Here is a 26287-nt window from a genome sequence, read left to right as displayed (position 1 = left end):
TCGACTGCCTTTCAATGCGCCTTTAGCGAGAGCACGAGGGTCATCGGATTTTTCGGGGAAGCCGCAAAGCCGTAGTGCTCGTAGAAGGCTTTCGCTTCAGCCGATATGGCATGAACAAAAATGCCGCGAATCCCGAGGATCGTCGCGGCATGACCAGTGCGCAGAACGGCGTCTTGCAACAGCGCTGCGCCTAGCCCCTTCCCTTGCCAGCCAGCGTCCACGGCGAGACGCCCGAGCACAGCCATTGGAACGGGATCTGGCATGTTGCGGCGAATGGCGCCTGGCGCTTCCGCAAGATCAAGCCCGCCCGACGAGAGACAGTAGCAGCCGACAACGCGCATGCCTTCCGTTACCACATAAGTACGCGACGCGCCGCTGATCTGGTTGGCGCGCGCCCTGCGACGAAGCCATTGATCCAGGCTCTCGCTCCCGCTTTGGAAAAGTTCCAGATCGTGGTTTTCGGCAAGAGGCGTAGGCGCCGACAGCATCAGCGCTGCCAGGGCTTGGGCGCGTTCATAAGGCGTGCAAAACCCTCACCGCTCGGTGGTTCATCAAGGATGTCGAGATAATGCCGGTAACTCTCGGGATCCACCTTGATCAGCGCTTGGTCGAGCAGCGTGTCCTCGGCCGCGCGGTAGGCGGCATCGATCATAAAGTCAGAGCGGGTTTTCCCGCGTATTTTCGCGGCGCGGTCAATCAGAATGCGTACATCCTCTCGGATGCGCAGATTGACAGGCTTGGCGTGGGTCTCAGGTGTAGTCTTTGTCATGAAGGAGTCCTCTTTCCTCACCATAGCATTCCGTATACACAATGTGTATCTATGTCATTACCTCACTAGGAAGGTGATTGGAAAAGCACCAGCGGCGCTGGCGAGAACATGCCGGTAATGACCTAGCGTGGAAGAAAATCCTAACAATGGGCTGTTTCGGCAACGCTTTTTCTCACAGCAATGCCACAGATCCGGCTTGCATGCCTCGTCGCCTCGCGTATTGCCCGATTATCCTGCCGCATTCGACAAACGGTGTTTTCAGGGAGCCTGTTTTCATGAAGCGATTTTTGCTTGGCGTCGCCACATTGGCCGGCCTGTTCCTGGCATCCTCCCAAGCCTGGTCGGCCGACAGACTGCTGAATGCGTCCTATGATGTAGGCCGCGAATTGTTTGCGCAGGTCAACAAGGCCTTCATCGCCGAGCACCCCGGCGTGGCCATCGATCAGTCGCATGCCGGGACGTCGGCGCAAGCGCGCGCCATTGCCGAGGGCCTCGGCGCGGATGTCGTCACCTTCAACCAGGTCATCGACATCGACTTCCTGGTCTCGAAGGGTCTTATCTCCGCCGACTGGCAGAAGGATTTCCCCGACAACGCCTCGCCTTTCTATTCGCTGCCGTCCTTCCTGGTGCGCGCCGGCAACCCGAAGAACATCAATGATTGGGACGATCTCGTGCGCGACGACGTGCAGGTGATCTTCCCCAATCCGAAAACGTCGGGCAATGCGCGCTACACCTATCTGGCGGCCACCGCCTATGCCAAGGAGGCCTTCAAGGGCGACGACGCCAAGGTGAAGGAGTTCGTCACCAAGCTGTTCAACAACGTCCCGATCTTCGACAGCGGCGGGCGCGCCGCGACCACCACTTTCGTGCAGCGCGAGATCGGCGACGTGCTGATCACCTTCGAGTCGGAAACGCGCGGCATCCGCAGGGAGTATGGCGATGACAAGTTCGAGCAGGTGACGCCCTCGGTCAGCCTGCTGGCGGAGTTTCCGGTGGCGATCGTCGACACGGTCGCCGACGAGCACGGCAGGCGTGACCTCGCCAAGACCTATCTCGACTTCCTCTATACGCCGCAGGGCCAGGACATCGCCGCCCGCAACGGTCTGCGGGCTCGCGACGCGGCGGTCGCCGCCAAATACAAGGCCGAGTTTCCCGACATCCGCCTGCTGACGGTGGAAGATGTCTTCGGCGGCTGGGCCAAGGTCCAGGCCGAGCATTTCGCCGCGGGCGGACTGCTCGACCAGACCTACGGCAGCCGCTAAGGCAAGCGATCGTCGAACGTGACAAGAAAGCCGGCTTTTGCCGGCTTTCGTCGTTTTCACGCTCCGGAAAGGTGATTTCCCGCACTTTCCGGGCGCACCATCCAAAACGTCACGAAGAATCAACGTGTTTGTGCCTACCGTGCCATCAGACGGCTTGTTTTCGCGAAACTGCATCGCGCGACCAAAACGTCATGATTTACACACAAACAACCGCCAGATGCGGGCGGTTGGGGTTTTCATGAACTGAATCGGGCATGCTTACCAAAAAAGGCAAATACGGCCTCAAGGCCCTCGTGCATCTGTCAGGCTTGCCGGTCGGTCAGCTCGCATTCGTCAACGACATTGCCGTCGCCAACAACATCCCGAAGAAATTCCTGGATGCCATTCTGGGCGAATTGCGCAATGCCGGCTTCGTCCAGAGCCGCAAGGGCAAGGAAGGCGGCTATCGCCTCGCCCGGCCGGCCTCCGAGATCAAGATCGGCCATGTCGTGCGTGTCCTCGACGGGCCGCTGGCGCCAATCCCTTGCGCCAGCCGCACCCAATATCAGCGCTGCGAGGACTGCGACGAGGCGACATGCCAGGTCCGGAACATGATGCTGGAGGTGCGCCAGGCGATCGCCGAGGTGCTGGACAATCGCAGCCTCGCCGCGATGCGCGACGCCGACAATGACGATTTTCCAGTCGAACTGACGTCGCAGATCTGATCAGCCGCCGCTAAAGCGGGTCCGCGCCAGTGTACCCTTCATGAATTCGCCTCGACCAGACTCACGGCATCGCCGACAATATCGGCGATCGGGCGCGTCGCATCGAGCGTCAATGCGTTCTCGTCCGCTGCCGGCGCTTCAAGCGTGGCGAACTGGCTGTCGACCAGGCTTGCCGGCATGAAATGGCCCTGGCGGGAGCCGACACGCTGCTTTGCGGTCGCGGGATCGATTTCCAGATAGAGGAAAACGATGTCGTGGCAAAAGCCGCGCAGACGCTCGCGGTAGCTGCGCTTCAGCGCCGAGCAGGCGGCAACCACGCCCTGCCCATCGCCGACCGATCCCGCAATGCGTCGGCCGATCGCGTCGAGCCAGCCTTCGCGCAATGCGTCGGTCAGCGGCTCGCCTCTTGCCATACGCGCGACGTTTTCCGGCGGATGCAGCCGGTCGCCCTCGACGAAGATGGCGCCCAACGCTGCGGCCAGCGCTTCGCCGACGGCCGACTTGCCACAGCCGGCGACGCCCATCACCACGACGGCCGGTGCGAACCGAACCGGATGATCCCTCTGCATTTGTGCTGCCTTTTCGTCCACGATGCGGGTCAGCGGCTGGCCGGCGCGCGGCCGTAAAGCAGGAGCATGGCGACGATGACGACGCCGTAGATGATCTGCCGCCCCGCCTCCGGCATCTGCATGACCGAAAGAATGGATTGCAAAAGCGTGATCAGGATGACGCCAGCGACCGTGCCGAGATAGGAGCCGCGGCCGCCGAGGATCGAGGTGCCGCCAAGCACGACCGCTGCTATCGACGGCAGGAGATAGGCGTCGCCCATCGACTGCGCCGCCTTGGAGGCATAGCCGGCCAGAAGCACGCCGCCGAAGGCGGAGAGCCCGCCGGAGACGGCGAAGGCGATCAGCACCACGCGCCGCGTGTCGATACCGGAGAGGTAGGCGGCGCGCTCGCGGTTGCCGATGCCGTAGACTGTGCGGCCGAAGCCGGTGCGGGTCAGCACGAAAACCATCGCAGCACCGATCAGCGCCCAGATGACGACGGCGTTGGGCACGCCCGGAATGGCAAAGCCGGTCGCCAGATAGCGCATCGCCGGGGTCGCCGAATCCTGCGGCGAGAAGCCGCCCGTATAGACCACCATCAGCCCTTGCGCGACGGCATTGGTGGCAAGCGTGATGATCATCGAGGGAATGCGCAGATAAGCGACGCCGATGCCGTTGACGACGCCGATCAGCACACCGCAGAAGATGCCGAACGGGATCGCCAGCGCCATGCCGACCGGGCCGTAGGCGGCGGCCGCACAGGCCATCATTGCGCCCGCCGCCACCGACCACGGCACCGACAGGTCGATCTGGCCGAGCAGGATGACCAGCATCATGCCGGTGGCGATGACGCCGAGAAACGAGGCCACCTTGAGCTGCTGCAGCAGATATTCCGGCGACAGGAAGCTGCGCGAATAGAGACTACCGACGAACAGCAGCAGCACGATACAGGCAAAGGCGGTCAGCACCGCAGGGTCGGCGCGGCGGATGAATTTCGGCATGCGGCCAGCGATGCCACCTATCGTCGTTTCGCTCACAGGAACCACTCCAGCCGGTTGCGGACCCTGAACAGGGCGAAGGCACCGAGGCTGACGGCGATCAGCAGGATGACGCCCTGGAACAGCGGCTGCCAGAGCGGATCGAAATCGAAGACGAAGAGCAGGTCGCCGATGGTGCGGAAGGCGAGCGCGCCAAAAATCGCGCCGATGGCGCTGCCCTTGCCGCCGAACAGCGAAACGCCGCCGAGCACCACGGCGGCGATGGAGAACAGCGTGTAGGCATTGCCGCTGGCATAGGCCGCCTCGCCCGTATAGGTGAAGAATGTCAGAAACAGCCCGCCGATCGCGGCGAGCAGGCCGGCCAGCGCATAGGCGATGAATTTTCCGCGGCGGATCGGCACGCCGGACATGTAGGCCGCCATCTCCGACGATCCGGCCGCATAAGCGGCGCGGCCGAGCACGGAGCGGCTGAACGGCACCCAGACCAGGAGCACGACGGCCAGCAGCGCCACCAGGCTCGCCGGCACCACGCCGAACAGCCGGCCGGTCAGCGCATCGGCGAGATCCTCGTTGACCGAGCCGCCCGGAAACGGTCTCAAAAGCAGCGCGATGCCGAAATAGACCGCGCCGGTGGCGATGGTGGTGACGATCGGCTGCAGCCGTCCGTAGATGACGATGGCGCCGTTGATGGCCCCGCAGAGCAGCCCGGTGCCAAGCACCGCGACGACACCGAATGCGGTCTCGATGCCGGTGCCGATGACCAGCCATGAGGCCAGGCAGTTGGTCAGCAGAAAGATCATGCCGACGGAAAGATCGATGCCGGCAGTGATTACCACCAGCGTCTGCGCCATGGCGACGAAGGCAAGCAGCACGCCCTTGTTCGAAGCCGTTTGCACGACGTTGGCGGTAAACCCCGCCGGATGGTTCGAGGTGTAGATCGTAAACATCACGATGAAGATGCCGAACGCCAGCAGCGTTCCGCGTTGTTCGGCAAGCCAGTAGCGCCAATCTTTCACGCGTCCGCTCCTTGGCCAACAGGCATCTCTTCGCCATGGATGTTGAGGGCGCTGGCGATCAGCGCCCGCTCGGTGATCTCGGCGCCGACCAGTTCGCGCTTGACCGCCCCGTCATAGAGCACCAGCACCCGGTCGCAGCAGCCGATAAGCTCGTCATAGTCGGTCGAGTAAAACAGGATCGCCGCACCTTGGTCGGCAAGCTTGCGCATCAGCTGATACAGTTCCTGCTTGGTGCCGACATCGATGCCCCGCGTCGGGTCGTTGAGCAGGATGATGCGCGGCTGCCGCATCAGCCATTTGGCGATGACGACCTTCTGCTGGTTGCCACCGGACAGTGCGCCGACAGGAATGTCTAGCCCTGCCGTCTTTATCGCCAGCAGACCGACCATGTCGTCGATCAGCCGCTGCTCGGCGGCACGGTCGATGATGCCGGCCCTGGACAGCCGGTCGAGTGCTGCAAAGGAGAGGTTTTCGCGCACCGTCATCGGCAGCATCAGGCCTTCCGTCTTGCGGTCTTCCGGGATCAGTGCCATGCCGATCCGGTCACCGCGCGCCTTGGCTGGGCTGGCGATGGTAACCAGCTTGCCGTCGATAAATATCTGGCCGCTGAGGCCGCGCAGCACGCCGAAGAAGGCGAGCAGCAATTCGCGCTGGCCCTGGCCGTCGAGACCGCCGAGGCCGACGACCTCGCCTGCGTCGACCGACAGCGAGATATTGTCCAGCCGGTCGGTCCAGGAAAGCTTGCGCGCCTCCAGCACGGGCGCGGCGGTGGCCGGCGCGCGCACCGGCTTCGGTGGGAAAATATGGCTGTATTCGCGGCCGATCATCAGCTCGACGACTTCATTGTCGCTCTTCGAGCCCGCAGCATAACTGGCGACATTGCGGCCGTTGCGGTATACCGTGCACTGGTCGGCAAGCTCGGCGATCTCGTTCATCCGATGGGAGATGTAGAGCAGCGCCAGCCCTTCCGAGCGCAGCCGCTTCAAGACGCCGAAAATCTTGGCGACGTCGGCCGCGGTCAGCGCCGACGTCGCCTCGTCGAGGATCAGGATGCGCGGCTTCCTGGCAAGTGCTTTGGCGATCTCGACCATCTGCCTTCTTGAAAGAGGAAGATCCTTGACCAGCGCCAGCGGGTGGATGTCGGCGGCGCCGGCGCGAGCAAGGGCTTCTTCCGCGATGCGGCGCTGCGCCTTGCGGTCGATCATGCCGAAGCGCTTGGGCGGATCGGAAATGACGATGTTGTCGGCGACGCTGAGTTCGGGGACGAGCGACAGTTCCTGGAAGATGCAGACGATGCCGGCCTGGTTGGCCGCGGCCGGCGAAGCGAAGCTCACCTCGCTTCCGTCCAGCATCATGCGGCCTTCGTCGGGTGCGACGACGCCGGCCATGACCTTGATCAGCGTCGATTTGCCGGCGCCGTTTTCACCGAGGATGGCGTGGATGCTGCCTGACGTGACCGAAAGCTCGGCCTTTTCCAGCGCCCGCACACCGCCATAGCGCTTGGATATGCCCTCCATGCGGAAGAGCGGAACCGCACCGTCCATCGGCCCCTCCCAAGGCGCTTGTTCTTCGAAACCGGCGCCGCGGGATTTCCCTGCGGCGCCGAGCGATCAGTCTACTGGTTCTCCTTGCTCTGGCCCATGATTTCCTGCGCGGTGAAATTGATGCCGCAGGTCGGGAAAGAGTTGCCGACGAAGAAATTGTCGGACTGGTCGGGGAAATAGTCCTCGCCTTCCTTGAGGTTCGGATCCTCGACGATCGCCAGCGGCAGCTTCACCGCTTGCGGGACGACCTGGCCTTCGAGCGCGGCAATCGCCGTCTTGATGGCGACCGCCACCTGGGCGGGGCCGGTTCCGGCCGACGAGCATTTCAGCCCGTCTGCGGCAAACTTGGCGCAGAATTTGCGGAAGCCATTCTCGGTTTCACCGCCAAACGGCACGAACGGATGCTTGGCGTCGATCATCGCCTGGACGATGCCGGTGTCGCCGCCCTGCCCGGTGACGCCATCGAAGGGACCGTTGGTGGCGATCGCGTCGGCCGAGGCTTTTTGCGCCACGCCATCGTCCCATTTGCCGATGACTTCGGTGACCTCCCACTTCTTGCCGGAAGCATCGAGGACCTCGTGGATGCCATTGTGGCGGTCGGTGTCGACCGATGTGCCGGCAACGCCGCGCACTTCGAGTATCTTGCCACCGTTGGGAATATGCTTGATCAGCCAGTTGGCCCACAACTCGCCAAGGCCTTTCTGGTCGACATTGACGTTGATGGCGTCCTTGGTGTCGAGAATGTTGTCGAAGGCGACCAGCACGACGCCGGCTTCCTTGGCGCGCTTGATGACCGGTCCGAACGCCGTCGGATTCTGCGCGTTGACGACGATCGCATCATAGCCGGAATCGATGAAGTTGTTGATCGCCGAAATCTGCGCCGGCACATCTTCGCCGGTCGACACGACCTTGAATTCCTTCAGTTTCGCCGCGACCTCCGGCTGCGCCGCATAGGCCTTCGCCGTCTGCACCATCTGGATGCGCCAAGTGTTGGCGATGTAGCCATTAGCGAGCGCGATGCGGTACGGGCCTTCCTTCTTGGGGAACTTGAAGAACTGCGTGTCGGCCGCCCACGGCGCGAAGCAGTCCGGCTCGGCGGACGGGCCTTTGACGATTTCGGCTTCGGCGAGCGCCGACGAGCTCAGCATGACGAATGCAGTGGCGGCAACGATGCCACCAACAAGTGACTTGAACATCGATATTCCTCCCAGTTGCAGTTTTTGATTGTGCTTACGCGTCTCGCACGTCCGGCCCGGCACCTCCCGCCTTGCCCTTCGCGCCTTTCAGGCGGCCGAATGCCGACCCGATCTCCTCCCTTGTCGCTCGGCTAACCGAAGTAAAAACTATCATATTATACATAATAAACAAGCATGAGCTGTCGCTTATATATAATAAACAGACTTCGGTCTTTGCCGCGAGCTTCCTCCCAAAGGCAGATGGTAGCGCTACCCATGACGCCGTGTAAAGCGTCATTTCGCGATGCCTGGAAGTGCTTTCAGCGGGCAGTGCTCTCGCGGCACCTGAGCTCGAAGCCGAGGTCGACGACCGGCTCTTGCGGCCGCTTGCCTGCAATCGCCGCGAGCGCCATCGCGACTGACAGCCGGCCGATCTCGTAGCGAGGCGTCCGGATGCTGGTGATGGATGGAAAAGCCACTTCCATCATGTCGAGATCGTTGAAGCCTGTGATGCCGATCGTCTTCGGCACGGCGATCGAGGCGCGGTGGCACTCGAACAGTACGCCGAGCGCAATGTCGTCATTGTTGCAGAAAACCCCATCCAGCGTCGGCACCTTGGCGAGCGCGTCGCGAAACAGTTCGCGCCCGAGCGTCACGCTGGACGGCACCGGCGTGGTGGTGATCAGCCGCGCGTCGAACAGACCGGCCGCCTCCATCGCCGCGCGATAGCCGGCCAGCCGACGCTGCGAGCGTGGGTCCATGCGCGCGCCGATGAAGCCGATGCGGCGATAGCCCATTTCAATCATGTGCTCCGTCGCCGCCTTGCCGCCGTCGAAATGCGAGAAGCCGACCATCATGTCGACCGGATCGGGCCCAGTCTCCATGACCTGCACCACCGGGCAGCCCGCCGTCTCGAGCAGTCTTCGCGACGTTGGCGTCTGGTCGATGCCCGCCACGATCAGCGCCGCCGGGCGCTGGGGGCCGAACACCTGCAGCAGCCGTTCCTCCTCGAGGCCGGAATAATGGGTATTGCCAAGCTGGATGCGGTAGGAACTGTCGGACAGGCTGTCATAGATGCCGCGCAGCACTTCGGCAAAGACGCTGTTGGTGAGCGACGGCACCAGCACGCCAAAGACCTCGGCGCGCGCCGAAGCCAATGCTCGCGCATTCGGGTCGGGCAGATAGCCGAGTTCATCGACGGCCGCCTGGATCTGGCGGCGCAGATCCTCCGAAACACGCCCCGGCTCGCGCAAGGCGCGGGAAACCGTGATGGCGCCGACACCGGCCTTACGCGCGACATCGGCGATCGTCGGGCGGCCGCCACCGCGGCGCGAGCGCGGTTTGGTCATAGCCTTGTCCCGAACGCGGCGCCTTCGCCGAAGCGCGGCCACGAAATGCTGTTCAGCGTCTTTGCCACTGTCGCCATGCCAACCCGACTTGCCGCACCCGTCTGGCGTCGCGCAGCCTTACCCCATTGTCAAGCTAACCGGCCAGGACAGCTACCCGAACTCGGGTAGCGCCACAGTTTGAATTTCGGCTGTGGGTGGGTTCGCGGGCGTCTTGTCGTCCACCGTGCTCAGGCTTCTACGCCGTGCGTCGTCTGCTGCGCCACCTCGTGGCATAGGGCAACGCGAACAAGTAGAGACCGCTGAGCATGAGCAAGCCGAGCGGGATCAGCGGCATGAGGTACACCCAGTAGGCGGGCTCGACACCTACGCCCAAGGTGATGAAGATGACAGCGACGACCGCCGTAAAAATGATCGACAGCCAGCGGTGGAATTGCCGAATCCACGTGTTCCAGGTCATGAGCACCTCCTCTGAAGACGAGCTGAAGCGGATCGGGCGACCCGCTTGGCGCCAGCCTTCTTTGCAAGCTTGTTTGATTTGATGACGTCTTGTTGGCCATTGCACGTTGGCGCCGGCACGCCTTACTCTATCCGCGCCAGGACCTGCTCCAGGTTCGCTAGGAACCGCTGCCATCCGTATTGGGCACCCTGGTAGTACTGCTGCTGATCCGGCCGGAAGCCCAACTGCTCCATGCGCAGATGGGTCCCCGTGCTCGTAGGGGTGAGCGTCCACGTGACGACACTTTTGAGATCCTTGGTATCCCAGGTGTAAGACAGCGTCTTGTTGGGCTCGACTGCCTGGACCTGACAGTCGACCGCCCCCCAGTCCGCGCTAAGATTGAAACGGTGCCCCTCGTCTGGCTTGAAATCGTTCTTCATCAGCCACTCCTCGATCAGGTGTGATTGGGTGAGCGCGCGCCAGATCTTTTCCGGCGGAAAAGCGACCTCCCGTTCGACAACGACGGCGCGCGTTTCGGTCTCAGTATTGGTCATTGGTCCATCCTTTTGAGCAAATCTTCGAGGTTGTCGAACCGGCTTTGCCAGAACCCAGCCATTTGGTTCGTCCAGTCGATCAGCGGCGCCAAGGCGCCGAGCTCCGCGCTATAATGCGTGTTGCGGCCTTCATGACGGTCGCGCACCAACCCGGCCTGCTTCAGGACCCCAAGATGCTTTGACACGGCCGGTTGCGAGACCCCGGCCCGAGCGGTCAGGGCCGCGACGGTCTGGTCTCCGTCGCGACACAGCCGCTCGAAGATGGCCCGTCGCGTTGGATCGGCAAGCGTTCTGAAAAGGATCTCGTGGGGCTGTGGCATCGCAATCGATAACTTGTTGGCTATTGATCAATCAATAACCGCCGAGATATGTGTAAGTCAAGCAGGAACGTGGCCAGGCGATGGCGGACTGTCAGCGATTAGTCAGCGAACTATGGTTATTCCAACGGCTCTGGCCATCAACAGGTCAGCCGGGTCAGTGCTCAAGCCATCGCCGCTGCGCTGCGCCGCGCTTTCCACAGCAGCAGCAGCATGGCCGCTATGTTCAGCAGGTTCCAGGCGATGCCGTTGAGGAATGCGGCGGAGTAGGAGCCGGTCAGATCATAGATCCAGCCCGACATCCAGCCGCCGATCGCCATGCCGAAGATGGTTGCCATCATGACGATGCCGACGCGCTGGCCGGCCTCCTTGGCGGGCATGTATTCGCGCACGATGATGGCATAGCAAGGCACGATGCCACCCTGCGACAGGCCGAAGACCAGCGAGACGACGTAAAGCGACGCTAGCCCGTCGAAGGGGATGTAGAACAACAGCGACAGGGCTTGCAGCACCGAGCCGATCAGCAGGGTTTTCACGCCGCCGATGCGATCGGCAAGGAAGCCGGACGCCAGCCGGCTGACGACGCCCGCCGCCAGCATGATCGACAGCATGTCGGCGCCACGCGCCACGCCGTAGCCGAGGTCCATGCAATAGGCGACGATATGGACCTGCGGCATCGACATCGCCACGCAGCAGCCAAGGCCGGCGACGACGAGCAGCACCTGCAGGGCTGCCGGTGACAGTGAGATCGGCTGGACGGGCCGGCTGCCGGGCGAACCGGGAGCGGCGGCACGTGGTGCGCCGCGCCTGAGCAGCAGGATCAGCGGCACCATGGTCGCGAGGCAGACGACGCCGATCGCGGCATAGGTGGAACGCCAGCCTTCGGCCTGCATGACAAAGGGCATCGCCAACGGCCAGATCGCCCCGGCGAGATAGTTGCCGGCGGCGGCAGCCGTCACCGCGACGCCGCGGCGGCGGTTGAACCAGTGCGAGATGTCGGCGATCAGCGGCCCGAAAATCGCCGAGGTGCCGACGCCGATCAAAAGTCCCTGGACAAGAGTGAACTGCAGGATCGAAGTGGTCAGCGACGCCAGCAGGAAACCGGTACCGAGCGCCACCGAGGCAATGAGCGCCGGGATCCAGTAGCCCATGCGGTCGATGGCCCGGCCGACCAGCACATTTCCGGCCGCGAAGCCGACCATGGTCGCGGTATAGGGCATCGACGCGGCCGCCCGATCGACGCCGAATTCCGCCTGCACGGCGGGCAGCACCACGACCACCGCCCACATGCCGACGCCGCCGATCGTCGCCAGCAGCACGGAAATGCCGAGCCGCATCCAGGCATAGGCGCTGTCGATGCCGCGGCTGCTTGCCTGGCTGGGGACGGTTGTGGTCAAGGCGTTTCCTGTCCGCGATTCTGAAAAATCGACCGGTTCGACACCACTATCGGTGCATTGGCGGCGCCGTGCAGCGCCACGACAGGCAAATCCGTGGCTCCAGGGATTCGAGCTGCGGTGGAACAGTGGCTGCCGTCCCGGAGTTTTCCACCAAACTTACCAATGGAAGGAGTTTGTCATGACCGCAAAAAGGAAATGGTCGGCCGAGGTGACCGAGCACAGCGATGCGCTGGACCTCGAGGAACATATCTTCGAATCCCACGATCCCAAGAAGATCGCGGCCTCGTTGAAGCGATCGGCCGAGCACAGCGAGCGGCGCAAGGCCGAGCCGTTCCAGTCCGCCATGTCGATGCTGAATTTCTACATCAACCGTGCCGGCAAAAACCTGCCGGCCAAACAGAAGAAAGTGCTGGAGGACGCCAAGGACGAACTGCGCGCCGCGTTTGGTCGCCCGAGAGAAGATTAGAGGGTCGGCCTACCTCGACTTGATGACGCTATCTGTATTGGCCAGGAGCTTGCGGACCGCGTTGCGCGCCGCATCCGGCCGCTGCAGGCGGATGTTCTTTTCGATCGCTTCGTGCAGCTTCTGCGCATGCTGCAAATCGTCCAATTCCCGCGTCGTATAGGCGAACAGGTGATCGAACGCCGATTCGATCAGCACGCCGAGCGGCACCAGAAGATCGTTGCCGGAGGCGCGCAGGATGGCCAGATGAAAACGCGTATCGGCGCGCGTGCGCTCTTGCAGCGTCGTCGCCTCCCCCATCTCCCGGCAGGCCTGGCTGATCTCGGCCATCTGCTCGTCCGTGCGCCGCATGGCGGCAAAGGCGGTCGCTTCCGGCTCGATGATGTGGCGGAACTCCTGCACCGTTTTCAGGAACACCTCGCGGTCGGGCGATGTCGCGTACCAGGCGAGCACGTCGCGATCGAGCAGGTTCCAGCGCTCTTTCGGCTCGACCCAGCTGCCGATCTTCGGGCGCGAGGCCAGCAGGCTCTTGGCCATCAGCATCTTGATCGCTTCGCGCACCGCCGAGCGGCTGACGTCGAAGGTCTCCGACCATTTGGCTTCATTGGGCAGGATGGTTCCCGGCGGATAGTCGCCGCGTACGATCCTGAGACCGATTTCATTGGCCAGCGACGCATGCACGCTCGACCCAGGCATACGCGCCGCGTCGGCGCGACGCACGACTGCCGCGCGCTCGGCGGACGCCGCCTTGGCCGGTGTTTTTCTCTTATTCGGCTTGCCGTCCCGCATGCGTTCACAAAGTCCGGATTCCGAAAGCTGTCAAGCACGGGAAAAGCCTCGGGCTGCAATGCCTGCTTCTGTGCACAGATCAGCCCGGATGCATCGACCCCATCATGTCGTTTTGACGTATTTCCGCCAGCTGTGTTCCGGGCGGAACCCGAGCATATCCCGCGCCTTGCGGTTGGAGAGCAGCGTTTCGTATTCACCAAGTTCGCCCTTGACCGGCACGCCGGGATAAAACCGCTTCAGCAATTCGGCCGTCGGCAGGTCGGACGAGGTGTCGTCATTGGCGGCGTTGAACACCTGATAGCCGAGTCCGTCCTTTTCGATGGCACGCAGCGTGATCTGGCCGAGGTCGCGCGCGTCGACATAACTCCAGGCGATCCGCTTGCGGAAACCCGGATCGGCGAACCATTTCGGAAACAGCGAATATTCATGCGGCTCGATGACGTTGCCGATGCGCAAGGCATAGATGTCGATGCCGCTGCGCAGCGCGAAGGCGCGCGCCGTCTTCTCGTTGACGATCTTCGACAGCGCATAGCTGTCCATCGGATCGACATCGTACTCCTCGTCGAGCGGGAAGTGCGTCGGGTCGCGCGGCTCGTTGGCGAAGACCAGCCCATAGGTCGTCTCACTGGAAGCGATCACCACCTTGCGGATGCCGAGCTTCACCGCCGCCTCGATGACATTGTAGGTGCCGAGCGCGTTGATGCGGAACACCTCGTTGTCGGGCGTGATCATGATGCGCGGGATCGCCGCGAAATGCACCACGGCGTCGACTGGCTGCGCGCGCAGCGACGGGTCGAATTCATGCAGGCCCATATAGCTCGACAGCGCATTGAACACCTGCCCGCTGTCGGTGATATCGGTGATCAAGGTGCGCACCTTGGGGTTGTCGAGCGGCTTGGTGTCGATGTTGAGCACCTGGCAGCCCTGCTCGACCAGATACTGCACGACATGACGCCCGGCCTTGCCGCTGCCGCCGGTGAACATGATCCGCTTTGTCATTTTGCTCTCCACATTCCCTGGAATTCATGTGTATTGTCAGACAATATGGCATTCCGCAATCGCCTGCCAACCGCCTGCGGCAAAAACCCGCCTCAACAGTTCGCCTGCCAAAGTGCAGCGCCGTCATCGATATCAGCAACATAGGACGACACCACATGAACACGACCGCCGCGAGCGAAAAGATCGGCTTCATCGGACTTGGCTTGATGGGCCACGGGATCGCGAAGAACATCGTCGACAAGGGCTATTCCCTGACGTTTCTCGGCCGCAAGAACCGCGCTCCGGCGCAAGACCTGCTTGGCCGGGGTGCGGAGGAAGCCGCGACCTCGCGCGACGTGGCAGTGGCATCTGATATCGTCTTCATCTGCGTCACCGGCTCGCGCGAGGTCGAAGCCATCATCCGCGGGCCCGGCGGCCTCAAGGAAGGCCTGAAGAAGGGGTCGGTGGTCGTCGATTGCTCGACCTCGGATCCCACCTCGACCGTGGCGCTTGCCACCGAACTCAAGGCGCTCGGCGTCGACTATGTCGATGCTCCGCTGAGCCGCACGCCGAAGGAGGCGTGGGAAGGCACGCTCGACGCCATGGTCGGCGCGTCGGACGCGGTCTTTGCCCGGCTGAAGCCGGTGCTCGACACCTGGGCCGGACGTATCGTCCATATCGGCGACACCGGCGACGGCCACCGCATGAAGCTGCTCAATAATTTCATCTCGCTGGGCTATGCCGCGATCTATTCCGAGGCGCTGGCGCTGGCCGAGAAGGTCGGCATCTCGCCGCCGCGCTTCGACAGCGTCATCCGCAACGGCCGCATGGATTGCGGCTTCTACCAGACCTTTATGCGCTGGACGCTCGAAGGCGACCGCGATGCGCACAAATTCACCATCGCCAACGCCTTTAAGGATCTCACTTATCTCGAATCGATGGCGGGTGCCGCCGGCATCGCCAACCCGCTCGGTAATGCCACCAAGAACGCCTTCGCCGGCGCATTCGCCGCCGGGCCGGCCGATCAGTATGTGCCGATGCTGGCCACGCATATCGGCAAGATCAACGGCGTCGACCTGACGCCGACTTCATCTTAGCTTACAATTTCGCGCGCCGGCTTAAGACCCTCAAGGGCCTCACGCCCCACGAATTCATCTGCAAAATCTGGGCAAAAGAGCCCGAACGGTTCCGACTCGATCCCACCCATCAAATGCCGGGACTAAACAACTATCATCTAGGGGCAAACCCAATCAGCCAGCGCAAATGGCCAAGATGGGTAGAATGTTGCCATTCGTCTCGTCGATGAGAACGAGCAAGTGGCGCCACAACCGGACCTTGCCAGCGACGCCGGGAAGGTCGAGTCTCGGCCCCAAAAGAGGCGCTGGCGGAGGAATATCCCTGCGCTAGTCGACGAGGTGAGGGCGGTAGAAGTCGACGATCCGGGTGCGGGCGCGAAGCCTGCTACCCGGGCTTGTGACAAAGTCGATCGAGCACGTCGCGAAGCGCAGTCGCGGCTTCCTCTCGCTCCCCAGCAGACATCAACTCGGGTTCAGCTTCTAGTCTGAGATGCGGCAGCTCGGTTCGAACGGCGCTGCCGGCGGCGACCAGATTGGCCTTCAGATCGAGGACGCGATAGGTGGCGACGGGATAGGCGATGCCCCTGACCTGGACGTGTCCCAGTTCCACGCAGTCGATCGTGTCCTTCACCTGCGCAAACGTCTCATAGGAAATGAGCACGGCACCCGGTGGCGCCTCCTGCTCGAGGCGCGAGGCGAGATTCACGGCGCCGCCGATGATCGTGTAGTCCATCCGATCTTCACTGCCGAAGTTGCCGACGGTGCAGTAGTCGGTGTGGATGCCGATGCGGCAGCGCAGCGGCGTTTCGATGCCGATGTCGCGCCAGATTTCGGCAAGGTCGCTCATCCGCTTCTGCATGGCGAGAGCCATCTCGACGCAGGCGAGCGCGTCCTCCTTGACACCGCGAGTCTCCGGATCGCCGAAAAACATCAAGATCGCGTCACCGACATACTTATCGATCGTCGCGCCGTGATCCGAAGCAATTTTCGACATTTCCGTCAGATAGTGGTTGAGGAGCTGGGTGAGGTCCTCCGACTCCATCTTGTCGGTGGTCTCGGTAAAGCCGGCGATATCCGAGAAGCATATGGTCAGCTTCTTGCGCTGACTGGCGATCCTGACGTCCTGACGGCCAGAAAATATCGATTTGTACACCTGCGGCGCGAGATACTTGGCCAGCTTGTTGGAAAGCGCCTCGAGAGCCGCGGATTTCTGGGCGAGGTTCTCCTCCCGTTGCTTCAGCTCCGTGATGTCCGAGTAGACGGCGACCGTGCCGCCGCCCGTGATGCGCCGCTCGCCTATCATGATCCATCGTCCATCGCCGCGCCGCTGCACCCAGGGCTCGCCAGGGTTGCGGTGCCGGGAGAGCCGCTCGGCGACCCATTCCTCGAACCGCCCCTCGGCATCCTTGATGTAGCCGCGCTCGGCGGATCGGCGGATGATCTGCTCGAACGTCGTGCCGGGCGCCAGTTCGATCGCAAGGTCGCTGTAGAGCAGCTCGCGATAGCGGCTGTTGCTGAGGACAAGCCGGTCCTCCCCGTCGTAGAGAGCGAACCCTTCGGAGATGCTCTCGATGGCATCGACGAGCCGCTGGCGCGCCTCGGCGACCTCGCGCAGGTTCTTTTCCTCGACCTCGACCGCGGTGTCCCGGAACAGCCTGAGCGCGTCGGCCATGCGCCCGATTTCGTCGCGGCCGGCGGCAGGCAGCGGCGCACGAAGATTGCCGCCAGCGATCGCGAACATGCCCTGGCTCACCGCCCCCAGCCGGGCGAGAAGGCTTCGGTCAACATAGAGCCAGACCACCAGAACCGAACTCAGAAGGCTGAGGAAGGCGGAGCCAAGAACAACTCCGGTGCCGTAGCGCTGGACGACCGCGGCTTCGAGACCGGACGCGGTGATCTCGCGGTCCGCCGCGGCGACCAGTCGATCAACGGCAGCGGTGAGGCTGCGCGACAGCCGATTGTTTTCGCCGAGAAGCTTTTCGCCCTGCGCCAGGACGGCTAGCTCGTCCTGGCGGGCCTTGGGGATGCTCTTTTCGCCATCGATCAGCGCCTTAAACTCGTCCACCCGTTGTCGGAAGCGGACCTGCAGCTTCTCGTCGATCTCGGCGGAGATCGTTTCCAGAGCGGCAAGGGACCGGCGCAGCGGAAACAGGATCAACGCCAGATCGCCCGGCGTCGACGCGTCCGCCGTCCTGACCAGAGCGTCGTTGACCGCCGACATCTCCTGGTGCGCCCTCTGTTGGGGGATGTAGGCTGCAATCGCCTGGACGAGATCGGCCATGACCGCCGCGCTTCGATCCGGCGCGAGCGATGCGTCGGCCGCGGCCCGCCACTGCGCGAGCCTGGAATTCATCACCAGGATGCCGGGGGCCACGAGACGCTGGCCTGCAATTGTCGTCGCCGACAAGCGGCGCAACAGCTCTTCCTTGCGCGCGACCACGGCGAGGCGCGTGGCAACAAGGTCGTCGAGAGCGTCGAGGTTGCGCCTGAGACCGAGCACCGCAGCCTCGATCTCAGCCACCGCTGGCGTTCCAAGCGCGGCACCCTTGAGCGCGGCCAGCAGCTCCTCGAGGCGCGTCATCTCGACCCCGATCGCGGCCGAGACTTCGTTGTGCCGGGCTTTGCTAGTCAACGTCAGCACGGCCGGCGCAATGGCCGCGACCCGCTCGGCCTGGCGCGACAGCTGGAGGGAGGCAAGCGCCGACGGCACCCGATCCCTGGTGATGCGGTCGACGACGTCGCCGACCTGGAGAAAGGCATACAGGGCAGCCGCTGTTGCCAGCACTGCGAAGGCGCTGATCCCGAAAAAAGCCAGCAGCAGGCGGCCGCGTATGCCGAGGCGTTCAAGCATCGCGGCAACGCTTTGATCCGAATGAACCCGCTAACGTGGTCTGCATCAGATATCTCAAGCGGCGCGCCGTCGAATTGGCCCTTACTCGACCGGCACGTACTCTCCACTTCGCCAGACGTACCATACCCAGTTCTGGGTCGAGAGATCGCCCTTGTCGTCGAAATCGATCGAGCCCAGGACAGTGTCGAACTCCTGCCCGCGCAGGGTCGCGATGACCGTCGCCAGCTCCAGCGAACCTGCCTTCTCGACCGCCTGCGCCCAGACCTGGACGGCAGCGTAGCTCAGCAGCGTGTAGCCTGCGGGCTCGAAGTTTTCGGCACGGAATCGCTCCACTACCGGGGCCGCTTCGGGGTTTCGCCGTGGGTCCGCGGAGAACGTGAAGAGGGTCCCCTCGGCCGCGGGGCCGGCGATCAGGGCAAATTCCTCGGTCGCCAGGGCATCGCCGGAGATGATCTGAACTGCGTAGCCGCGGTCGCGTGCGGCGCGAGCAATCAGCGCAACCTCGGCATGATACCCACCGACATACAGCACGGCGATGCCAGCGGCCTGTAGTGCAGCGACCTCGGCCGAATAGTCGTCCTTGCCTGGGGTGTACGCGTCGTAGACAGCTTCGGTCACGCCCCGCTTGTTCAGCTGCTTTCTGGTCTCATCGGCGAGACCTTTCCCATATGTCGTGCTGTCGTGAAGGATCGCGACCTTCTTGTCGCCCCAGTGATCGGCTAGGTGGTTGCCGGCCACGATTCCTTGCGTATCGTCGCGACCAATGACGCGGAAGACGTTGGCCCGACCCTGTTCGGTCAGCTGCGGATTGGTCGATCCCGGCGAAATCTGCAGAACTCCCGTCGCCTCGTACACCTTCGATGCCGGGATCGAGGCTCCGGAGCAGTAGTGACCGATGACGAGCACCACGCCATCAGCGACCAGCTTCCGGGCTGCCACCACCGCCTGCTCGGGATCGCAGAAATCGTCGACCGCGATTAACCCCACCTGCTGGCCGAGAACGCCGCCCGCCGCATTGAAGTCGGCAACAGCCATCTCTGCCCCACGCTGCCCCTGCTCGCCAATCCAGGCGAGCCGTCCCGTCATCGCGGCCGAAACCCCGATCAATACCTCCGCCCGCGCGGGGCAGATGAACAACGCCGCGAGCGCCACAAAAGCCACTGTGATGATACGGTGCATGGATGACACCCCAAGCGTGTAGTTTACGCCAATCCCGTCAACGCCGACAGTCCTTTCCGCGAACGTGGATATCTTGGCTGTTCCTACAGCGCACTCGTCTCGTCGTTGATTAGGCTTAAACCTGGATTTGCCATATCCCTGCGCGGGTTAGTTGACGGCTAAAGCGCTCGCGCTTGCCGAGGTTCTCAACAAAATCGGGCCTAAGCGGTTGTTGCCATCGCGTGCTACGAAGTGGATTGCCCCCTTTGCAGACGTTCCGGCCCGACCTACGAAGGTCGCTTTCGGGTCATGGCCGGGAATTCGGCCGAGCGCGAACGAGTTTCCGCTTAGAGCGAACTTTGCCGTTCAGAGCGATTGGGTTTGATCTCACCGTCGCGACCGCCCGATAACCTCGTCGGTGTTGGCGAGCAGCCGGTGCACGGCATTCCTTGCAGCCGCCGGGCGCCTGAGACGGATGTTCTTTTCGATCGCCTCGTGCAACGACTGTGCCCGCCGCTGGTCGCTGGTCTCGCGCGTGACGAAGACGAACAGATGATCGAGCGCGGATTCGATCAGCACGCCGAGCGGCACCAGGAGGTCGTTGCCCGACGCCCTCAGGATGGCGAGATGAAATCGCGTATCGGCGCGGGTGCGCTCCGGCAGCGTCGCCGCCTCGCCCATCTCACGGCAGGCCTGGCTGATCTCGGCCATCTGCTCGTCGCTGTGCCGGATCGCGGCAAAGGCGCTGGCTTCCGGCTCAATGATGTGGCGGAATTCCTGGACGGTGCGCAGGAACATTTCGCGATCGGGCGCCGTCGCGTACCAGGCGAGCACGTCGCGATCGAGCAGGTTCCAGCGCTCCTTCGGCTCGACCCAGCTGCCGATCTTGGGGCGTGAGGCCAGCAGGCTCTTGGCCATCAGCATCTTGATCGCTTCGCGAACCGCCGAGCGGCTGACGTTGAAGGTCTCGGACCATTTGGCCTCGTTGGGCAGGATGGTTCCCGGCGGATAGTCGCCGCGCACGATCCTGAGGCCGATCTCGTTGGCCAGCGACGCATGCACGCTCGATCCGGGGATCAGCGCCGCGTCGGCACGGCGAGCACCGGCCGGACGGGCGGCCGGTGCCTTGACCTTGGCCCGTGCCTTGACCGTGGTAAGTCGCTTTTTCAATCTTGCGTCCGACATCGATGTCCCCGGCACAGGCTGAACTCAAGGCGCGGCAAAGCAGGAGCGGTTTGCCCCAGCAATGTCACCTCGTACGTTTTCGTGAACCGGTGTGACGGGGCGCCCGGCGATCGGACGCCCCGAAACCTGCGAACCTACTTCTGGATGCAGGTATCGACCGTATCCTTGGTGCACTCATCGAGACCGGTGAAGACCGGATCGGCGACGGGCTTGCCTTCGATCAGGTCGATCATCACCGAGGGTGCCTTGTAGCCCATCTCGAACGGCCGCTGGCCGACCAGTGCGGTCACCAGACCCTCCTTGGCAATGGCCACCTCGTCACCGATCGTATCGGCGGCGCCGATGACGAACTCGTTGCTGGCGATCTTGTCGGCCATCGGCTTGAACAGGTCGCGATAGGGCTGCGGCGCGCCGAACAGCGGCCAGCCGCCCATGATGCCGAAGGCGTCGAGATCGGGATTGGCGGCGAGGATATCGGTCATCGCCTGCACGCCCTTGGCGCCATCGTCATTGGTGAACACCGGGCAGCCGGCAACCTCGGTCCAGCCGCCCTCGCCGGCGAGCGCCGGGAGATCCTTCTGGCCTGAAAGCGCGTCGCGCATGCCCTGGGCGCGGCGCAGGATGTTGTCGGCCGCCGGATTGCCCTCAATGGTGCAGATCTTGCCACCCTCCGGCTTGCCCTTCTTGATGTACTCGCCGATCTTGTAGCCCATCAGGTAGTTGTCGGTGCCAAGATAGGTCTTGCGCAGCGCCGCATCTTCCTTGCTGAGGTCGGCGTCGAGCGTCATGATCGGGATCGACGGATTGGCGCTTTTGATGGTCTGCGCGATCAGCGGCGCGTTGGACGGCGAAATCGCCATCGCCACCGTGTCCGGCTTGCTCAGCATGTCCTGGACGATCTGGGCTTCGCCGGCCTCGTCCGAAGTCGACGCTGGACCGGTGTAGAAGCATTCATATTCCGAGCTGGCGTTTTCCGAGTTCCATTTCTCGCAACCCTGGTGGATGGCCTCGAAGAACGGATTGTCGAGCCCCTTCACCACGATGACGAGCTGTTTCTTGGCCAAAGCCGGCCCGGCGCCCAACGCCAACACGGCGACGGCAGCGAGCAATAGTGATTTCCTCATTTCAGTCCTCCCTTGAAACAGACGGACACGGCGTGCCCGCCACACAGACCAGCCCGGATGCGCGATGACAGAGGTTCGTTTCGCGAGCGCTCGTGTCGTCAAGCCGGGCCGATAAGCATTTCCAGATGCGGTCGCGGACCAGCGCGATACGGACGCTGCCAGATCCTCGACCGATAAACCTCCGCCGATTCTGCCCGGCGAACCGGGACAGGAGATCGGCATAATCTCCTCGACGCTTAGCTAATATCGGCTTGCGACCAACGTCAATTGCTATTTGTCCTACAAAACGGATTTTTCGAAACAAGCCGCTGTTGACGGCAAGGGGGCTTGTGCGTAAATGGCGAAAGCGCGGTTCCCGGGAGGAGCTGGGAAGAGCGAGGCCCGCGGCAGAACCGCAGGCCGGAAAGCACGGAGGAAGCAGTCTGGTGTCGGTTCTCGAACTCGCCAACATCTCAAAACATTTCGGCGCCATCCAGGCTGTCAACGACGTTTCGCTGTCGCTCGAGGCCGGACAGGTGGTCGGGCTGATGGGCGACAACGGCGCCGGCAAGTCGACGCTGGTCAAGATGATCGCCGGCAATTTCCGCCCGAGCCATGGCACAATGCAGATGGACGGCAAGGAGCTGATCCTGCACAAGCCGGTGGAGGCGCGCCAGCACGGCATCGAGATCGTCCACCAGGACCTGGCGCTGTGCAACAATCTGACGGCCGCCGCCAACGTCTATCTCGGTCGCGAGCTGCGCCGCGGCGTCGGGCCGTTTCGCATCCTCGACTATGCCGCGATGTACAAGCGCGCCGGCCAGATCTTTGCCGTGCTGAAGTCCGAAACCCGCCCGCGCGATCTGGTCAAGCAGATGTCGGGCGGCCAGCGGCAAGCGGTGGCGATTGCCCGCACCATGCTTTCGCAGGCCAAGATCGTGCTGATGGACGAGCCGACGGCGGCGATCTCGGTCCGGCAGGTCGCCGAGGTGCTGAACCTGATCCGCCATTTGCGCGACCAGGGCATAGCGGTCGTGCTGATCAGTCACCGTATGCCCGATGTCTTTGACGTTGCGGACCGCGTCATCGTCATGCGGCGCGGCCGCAAGGTTGCCGACAAGACGATCGCGTCGAGTTCGCCCGAGGAAGTCACCGGGCTCATCACCGGCGCCATCGAACAGGTTTGATGTCAGCGGGTTTCACCACGGAAGAAGATAAAGGTCGACGATGGCTGTAACACTTGACCAGACGATCGCGCAGAAACAGCACACTTTGCTGACCAGGGTGTTTGCCAGCCAGACCTTCTGGGTGGTGATCGCGGTCATCCTCGCCTGCCTGTTCCTGTCCGTGGCCACCGATTCCTTCGCCACGACCAAGAACCTCTACAACATCACCCGCAACGTCACCTTCGTCGCCATCGTCGCGCTGGGCATGACCTTCGTCATCATCACCGGCGGCATCGACCTTTCGGTCGGTTCGGTGCTTTGCCTGTGTTCGATGGTGCTGGCCGTGACCATGCATGCCGGCTACGGCATCGAGATCGGCATTGCCGCTGCGATCGCGACGGCGCTGATCATCGGCGCCTTCAACGGTATTTTGATCGCCTATCTCGGCTTTCCGCCCTTCGTGGTCACGCTCGGCATGCTGTCGATAGCCCGCAGCCTGGCCATGGTCGCCTCCAACAACACCGTCGTCTTCCAGTTCGGGCCCGATCACGACAAGCTACTGGCGCTGGGCGGCGGCGCCTTTGTGTTCGGCATCGCCAATCCGGTGCTCTATACCATCCTGCTGGCGCTGATCACCGGCTTTGTCCTGCGCTGGACGAAATTCGGCCGGCACATCTTCGCCATCGGCGGCAACGAGCATGCGGCGACGCTGACCGGCGTTCCGGTGCGCCAGATCAAGGTCGCGGTCTACATGATCTCGGCGCTGGCGGCGGGCCTTGCCGGCATCATCCAGACCGGCTGGCTTGGCGCCGTCACCACCAATCTCGGCAACGGCATGGAGCTTCAGGTCATCGCCGCCACCGTCATCGGTGGCGCCAACCTGGCCGGCGGCATGGGCACGGCCTTTGGCGCCGTCGTCGGCGCGGCGCTGATCGAAGTGATCCGCAATAGTCTCGGCCTGCTCGGCATCAATGCCTTCTGGCAGGGGGTTTTCATCGGCGGCGCCATTCTGCTGGCGGTCCTGTTCGACCGGATACGCAATTTCAGGCGTAACGAATAGACCGCAGGTCACGAGCGCTATTCGTTTCCGTTGCTATCGCTCAGTCTGAAAATCGGCCGGCACGGTCCATGGCGGGCGCCAGGCGTGCGCATGTGCCTTGACGCAGGCCCGGACTGAGCCGCACTATCCCCATTGCAGGCGAAGGGAGGCCAGTCGCCTGCGGGAGGATATACCCATGACGGAAGCGATCAGGCTCTACTGGGGCCGGTTCGGACATGTTTCTGTCCTGAACGTCGCCAGCGACTTCGTCACCCATGCCCATGTCGAGGCGCATATAATCATCTGGCTGGAAGGCACAGCCGGCGAGATGACCATCGGCCGCGAGACGGTGCGGCTTGGACCTGGCACCGCGGCCGGCATCAATTCCTTCCAGCCGCACAGCCACGCTTTGTCCCGCGACGGCCGGCCCGGCCTGTTCCTCGCCTTCTACATCGATCCGGACTGGGCGCGCCGGCGCCGCGACCTGCCGTCCGCCGCGCCGCTATTTTCAGCACCGGCGATCACGCTGGAGCCCTGGCTGCACAAGGCGGCAGCCAACCTTCTCGACCATCTCAGCGACAATGAGAGCATCGACGACATCGCCAATTACGAGATCGAGCGCTTCATCGACAGCGTGCTCGACGCCGCCGGCGCCTCGGCACCGCAAGTGGCACGCACCCGCGTCCACACCATGCAGGATTTCCGTGTTCGCAAGGCGATCCAGCTGATGAAGGCTAATGTCTGCGAGCGCATCTGCTTCGACGATGTGGCGCGCAGCGTCGGCCTGTCGCGGCCGCATTTCTTCGCGCTGTTCAAGGAACAGACCAATCTGACGCCCAACGTCTACTGGAACACGTTGCGCATGGAAGAAGCAGTGCGGCAGTTGCAGTGGTCGCAGGAGCCGCTGATCTCGGTCGCCTGCAATCTCGGCTTCACCACGCAGGGCAATTTCTCACGCTTCTTCCGCGATCATGTCGGCGTTCCGCCGACACTCTATCGCGAGGCGGCGCGGGCCATTTCCTGAGCCATTTTCAGACTTATTGATAGGCGTTCAAGACGCATTGATAAGCGCCGCCGGGCTCGCCGCTCTACCCTCGCGACATAGATATCTGCAAGGGAACGATCATATGGCGAAAATTACCGTCTCCAGCGTCATCGACGCGCCGGTCGAAAAGGTCTGGGCGCGCATACGCGACTTCAACGGTCTGCCGAGCTGGCATCCGCGTATGGTCGAGAGCCATATCGAGGACGGCAAGGATGCCGGCACGATCGGCTGCGTGCGCAACTTTCAGCTCGCCAGCGGCGCCCGCATCCGCGAAAAGCTGCTCGACTTCTCCGACGACAATTTCCGCGTCAGCTACTCCATCCTGGAGACGCCGCAGCCGCTCACCAATCACAAGGCGACGCTGCAGTTGCGGAAGGTGACCGACGGCGACCGCACCTATGCCGAATGGACCGCCAGCTTCGACGCGCCCCTGGAAGAAGCAGACAAGCTGGCCGAGGGCATGGGCGCCAACGTCTTCCAGGGCGGCTTCAACGCTTTGAAAAGTCATTTCGCCGGCCAAGGTTGAACTGAATTGGGCTGACAAACAGGAGCGTTCCATGGCGCTTGCACTGCAAACTTTCTCGACGGTCAAGGACGCGAACGCGGCACTGAAATCCGCCGGCACCCGTTATCTCGGCGGCGGCACGCTGGTCGTGCGCGCCGCCAATGAAGGTGATGTCTCGGTCTCCAGCCTCATCAGGTCGATCGACCCGGCGCTTTCAGCCATCACTGTTTCCGGCGGCAAGGTCCGCATCGGCACTTCGGTGACCATGGCCGCGATCGCCCGTCATCCGGATCTCGCTCCGCTTGCCCGCGCCGCGCGCGCCGTCGGCGGCCCGGCCATCCGCAACATGGCGACGGTCGGCGGCAATCTCTTCGCCCCGGCGCCCTATGGCGATTTCACCGTGGCGCTGCTGGCATTGGACGCAACCGTCAGCACCGAGGACGGAGAGATGCCGATCGAAACCTTCCTGGCGATGCGCGAAAGCAATCACGCCATCGCCACTTGGGTGGGCTTCAGCTTGCCAGCGGAAGGCAGTTTTCGCTTCCTGAAAGTGTCGCGGGTCAAGCCGAAAGGCATCTCGGTGTTGAGTATCGCCACAGTGGTGGAGCAGGCGCCGGATGGAATCGTGTCTTCGGCGCGGATTGCGCTCGGCTGCATGGCCGACCGGCCGATGCGCGCCAATGCGGCAGAAAAGGCGCTGCTCGGCAGGAAACTCACCAGCGATGGCATAGCGCCGGCCCTGGCTGTCGCGAGTGATGGCACCTCGCCTGTCACAGATCCGATCGCCAGTGCCTGGTACCGCAATGAAGTCCTGCCGGTCCATCTCGGCCGGCTGCTGCTCGGCTGAAATTGCTCATTGG

Annotated in this window: 27 protein-coding genes and 1 pseudogene; 10 read left to right on the top strand and 18 right to left on the bottom strand. The window is 63.0% G+C overall.

Annotated features, from left to right (window positions below):
• Positions 1–11: 11 nt before the first annotated feature.
• Positions 12–488 (bottom strand): GNAT family N-acetyltransferase, encoded by a 477-nt coding sequence (locus tag IHQ72_RS16560; protein ID WP_258123402.1) that lies wholly within the window; start codon positions 486–488, stop codon positions 12–14.
• On the bottom strand, positions 488–769 hold the full coding sequence (locus tag IHQ72_RS16555) for a type II toxin-antitoxin system TacA family antitoxin (protein WP_258123401.1): 282 nt from the start codon (positions 767–769) through the stop codon (positions 488–490). The genes IHQ72_RS16560 and IHQ72_RS16555 overlap by 1 nt, the downstream gene beginning before the upstream one ends.
• Positions 770–1044: 275 nt before the next feature.
• Here IHQ72_RS16555 and IHQ72_RS16550 point away from each other — a divergent pair, with 275 nt between their 5' ends.
• Both IHQ72_RS16550 and IHQ72_RS16545 read left to right on the top strand, forming a co-directional pair.
• Positions 1045–2031, top strand: coding sequence for a sulfate ABC transporter substrate-binding protein (locus tag IHQ72_RS16550; protein ID WP_258123400.1), 987 nt, complete (start codon positions 1045–1047; stop codon positions 2029–2031).
• Between the two features lie 254 nt (positions 2032–2285).
• Positions 2286–2735, top strand: a complete 450-nt coding sequence (locus IHQ72_RS16545; RefSeq protein WP_029351604.1) for an RrF2 family transcriptional regulator — start codon at positions 2286–2288, stop codon at positions 2733–2735.
• Between the two features lie 38 nt (positions 2736–2773).
• On the opposite strand, the gene IHQ72_RS16540 is transcribed toward IHQ72_RS16545, so the two are convergent.
• The 10 genes from IHQ72_RS16540 to IHQ72_RS16495 all read right to left on the bottom strand — a co-directional run bounded on the left by IHQ72_RS16540 (position 2774) and on the right by IHQ72_RS16495 (position 12009).
• Positions 2774–3304: a gluconokinase gene (locus IHQ72_RS16540; RefSeq protein WP_258123398.1), complete on the bottom strand. Its 531-nt coding sequence runs from the start codon at positions 3302–3304 to the stop codon at positions 2774–2776.
• 29 nt (positions 3305–3333) lie between these two features.
• Positions 3334–4320: an ABC transporter permease gene (locus IHQ72_RS16535; protein WP_258123397.1), complete on the bottom strand. Its 987-nt coding sequence runs from the start codon at positions 4318–4320 to the stop codon at positions 3334–3336.
• The gene (locus IHQ72_RS16530; RefSeq protein ID WP_258123396.1) at positions 4317–5297 is read right to left on the bottom strand and encodes an ABC transporter permease; all 981 of its coding nucleotides are present in this window, start codon (positions 5295–5297) and stop codon (positions 4317–4319) included. Before IHQ72_RS16530 ends, IHQ72_RS16535 begins: the two co-directional genes overlap by 4 nt.
• Positions 5294–6841: a sugar ABC transporter ATP-binding protein gene (locus IHQ72_RS16525; RefSeq protein ID WP_258123395.1), complete on the bottom strand. Its 1548-nt coding sequence runs from the start codon at positions 6839–6841 to the stop codon at positions 5294–5296. The genes IHQ72_RS16530 and IHQ72_RS16525 overlap by 4 nt, the downstream gene beginning before the upstream one ends.
• A gap of 71 nt (positions 6842–6912) precedes the next feature.
• Complete coding sequence (locus tag IHQ72_RS16520; protein ID WP_258123394.1) at positions 6913–8037, bottom strand: sugar ABC transporter substrate-binding protein; 1125 nt, start codon at positions 8035–8037, stop codon at positions 6913–6915.
• Positions 8038–8336: 299 nt separating this feature from the next.
• Complete coding sequence (gene gntR / locus IHQ72_RS16515; protein ID WP_258123393.1) at positions 8337–9365, bottom strand: HTH-type transcriptional regulator GntR; 1029 nt, start codon at positions 9363–9365, stop codon at positions 8337–8339.
• Positions 9366–9600: 235 nt separating this feature from the next.
• The gene (locus IHQ72_RS16510) at positions 9601–9822 is read right to left on the bottom strand and encodes a hypothetical protein (protein ID WP_258123392.1); all 222 of its coding nucleotides are present in this window, start codon (positions 9820–9822) and stop codon (positions 9601–9603) included.
• A 122-nt stretch (positions 9823–9944) separates the two neighbouring features.
• Positions 9945–10355: an SRPBCC family protein gene (locus IHQ72_RS16505; protein ID WP_095493100.1), complete on the bottom strand. Its 411-nt coding sequence runs from the start codon at positions 10353–10355 to the stop codon at positions 9945–9947.
• Positions 10352–10675, bottom strand: coding sequence for an ArsR/SmtB family transcription factor (locus IHQ72_RS16500; RefSeq protein ID WP_258123391.1), 324 nt, complete (start codon positions 10673–10675; stop codon positions 10352–10354). The genes IHQ72_RS16505 and IHQ72_RS16500 overlap by 4 nt, the downstream gene beginning before the upstream one ends.
• 161 nt (positions 10676–10836) lie before the next feature.
• Positions 10837–12009, bottom strand: a complete 1173-nt coding sequence (locus IHQ72_RS16495; protein WP_374120396.1) for an MFS transporter — start codon at positions 12007–12009, stop codon at positions 10837–10839.
• A 238-nt stretch (positions 12010–12247) separates the two neighbouring features.
• On the opposite strand from IHQ72_RS16495, the gene IHQ72_RS16490 reads away from it, so the two are divergent.
• The gene (locus IHQ72_RS16490) at positions 12248–12535 is read left to right on the top strand and encodes a DUF3175 domain-containing protein (RefSeq protein ID WP_095493102.1); all 288 of its coding nucleotides are present in this window, start codon (positions 12248–12250) and stop codon (positions 12533–12535) included.
• A 9-nt stretch (positions 12536–12544) separates the two neighbouring features.
• Here the strand turns inward: IHQ72_RS16490 and IHQ72_RS16485 are convergent, their stop codons facing one another.
• Positions 12545–13321, bottom strand: coding sequence for a FadR/GntR family transcriptional regulator (locus IHQ72_RS16485; RefSeq protein WP_258123389.1), 777 nt, complete (start codon positions 13319–13321; stop codon positions 12545–12547).
• A gap of 102 nt (positions 13322–13423) precedes the next feature.
• Positions 13424–14320 carry an NAD-dependent epimerase/dehydratase family protein gene (locus IHQ72_RS16480; protein WP_095493104.1) on the bottom strand — a complete coding sequence of 299 codons (897 nt, stop codon included), beginning with the start codon at positions 14318–14320 and terminating at the stop codon, positions 13424–13426.
• A 155-nt stretch (positions 14321–14475) separates the two neighbouring features.
• Between IHQ72_RS16480 and IHQ72_RS16475 the strand changes: the two genes are divergently transcribed.
• A complete protein-coding gene (locus tag IHQ72_RS16475; RefSeq protein ID WP_258123388.1) occupies positions 14476–15396 on the top strand; it encodes an NAD(P)-dependent oxidoreductase in 921 nt (306 codons plus the stop codon).
• Positions 15384–15605: pseudogene (locus tag IHQ72_RS16470) on the top strand (hypothetical protein); the annotation flags it as partial. The gene IHQ72_RS16475 and the pseudogene IHQ72_RS16470, both read left to right, overlap by 13 nt.
• Positions 15606–15760: 155 nt before the next feature.
• Here the strand turns inward: IHQ72_RS16470 and IHQ72_RS16465 are convergent.
• The 4 genes from IHQ72_RS16465 to IHQ72_RS16450 form a co-directional block, all read right to left on the bottom strand.
• Positions 15761–18226 carry an adenylate/guanylate cyclase domain-containing protein gene (locus IHQ72_RS16465; protein WP_258123387.1) on the bottom strand — a complete coding sequence of 822 codons (2466 nt, stop codon included), beginning with the start codon at positions 18224–18226 and terminating at the stop codon, positions 15761–15763.
• A gap of 81 nt (positions 18227–18307) precedes the next feature.
• On the bottom strand, positions 18308–19405 hold the full coding sequence (locus tag IHQ72_RS16460) for a branched-chain amino acid ABC transporter substrate-binding protein (protein WP_258123386.1): 1098 nt from the start codon (positions 19403–19405) through the stop codon (positions 18308–18310).
• Between the two features lie 366 nt (positions 19406–19771).
• Positions 19772–20569, bottom strand: coding sequence for a FadR/GntR family transcriptional regulator (locus tag IHQ72_RS16455; RefSeq protein ID WP_192359780.1), 798 nt, complete (start codon positions 20567–20569; stop codon positions 19772–19774).
• Positions 20570–20703: 134 nt separating this feature from the next.
• The gene (locus IHQ72_RS16450) at positions 20704–21693 is read right to left on the bottom strand and encodes a sugar-binding protein (protein ID WP_123152044.1); all 990 of its coding nucleotides are present in this window, start codon (positions 21691–21693) and stop codon (positions 20704–20706) included.
• A 425-nt stretch (positions 21694–22118) separates the two neighbouring features.
• Between IHQ72_RS16450 and IHQ72_RS16445 the strand changes: the two genes are divergently transcribed.
• From IHQ72_RS16445 to IHQ72_RS16425, 5 genes are all read left to right on the top strand, one after another.
• Positions 22119–22859: an ATP-binding cassette domain-containing protein gene (locus IHQ72_RS16445; protein ID WP_123152118.1), complete on the top strand. Its 741-nt coding sequence runs from the start codon at positions 22119–22121 to the stop codon at positions 22857–22859.
• A gap of 40 nt (positions 22860–22899) precedes the next feature.
• Positions 22900–23898 carry an ABC transporter permease gene (locus IHQ72_RS16440; protein WP_258123385.1) on the top strand — a complete coding sequence of 333 codons (999 nt, stop codon included), beginning with the start codon at positions 22900–22902 and terminating at the stop codon, positions 23896–23898.
• A gap of 175 nt (positions 23899–24073) precedes the next feature.
• Positions 24074–24901 carry an AraC family transcriptional regulator gene (locus tag IHQ72_RS16435; protein WP_258123384.1) on the top strand — a complete coding sequence of 276 codons (828 nt, stop codon included), beginning with the start codon at positions 24074–24076 and terminating at the stop codon, positions 24899–24901.
• Between the two features lie 103 nt (positions 24902–25004).
• On the top strand, positions 25005–25448 hold the full coding sequence (locus tag IHQ72_RS16430; protein ID WP_258123383.1) for an SRPBCC family protein: 444 nt from the start codon (positions 25005–25007) through the stop codon (positions 25446–25448).
• Positions 25449–25479: 31 nt separating this feature from the next.
• A complete protein-coding gene (locus IHQ72_RS16425) occupies positions 25480–26274 on the top strand; it encodes an FAD binding domain-containing protein (RefSeq protein ID WP_258123382.1) in 795 nt (264 codons plus the stop codon).
• The last annotated feature ends 13 nt before the right edge of the window (positions 26275–26287 follow it).

It is taken from the genome of Mesorhizobium onobrychidis (assembly GCF_024707545.1).
Classification (GTDB): Bacteria; Pseudomonadota; Alphaproteobacteria; order Rhizobiales; family Rhizobiaceae; genus Mesorhizobium; species Mesorhizobium onobrychidis.
The sequence above is the reverse complement of the archived record's forward strand: the minus strand, read 5'-3'. Positions and strand labels throughout refer to the sequence as shown.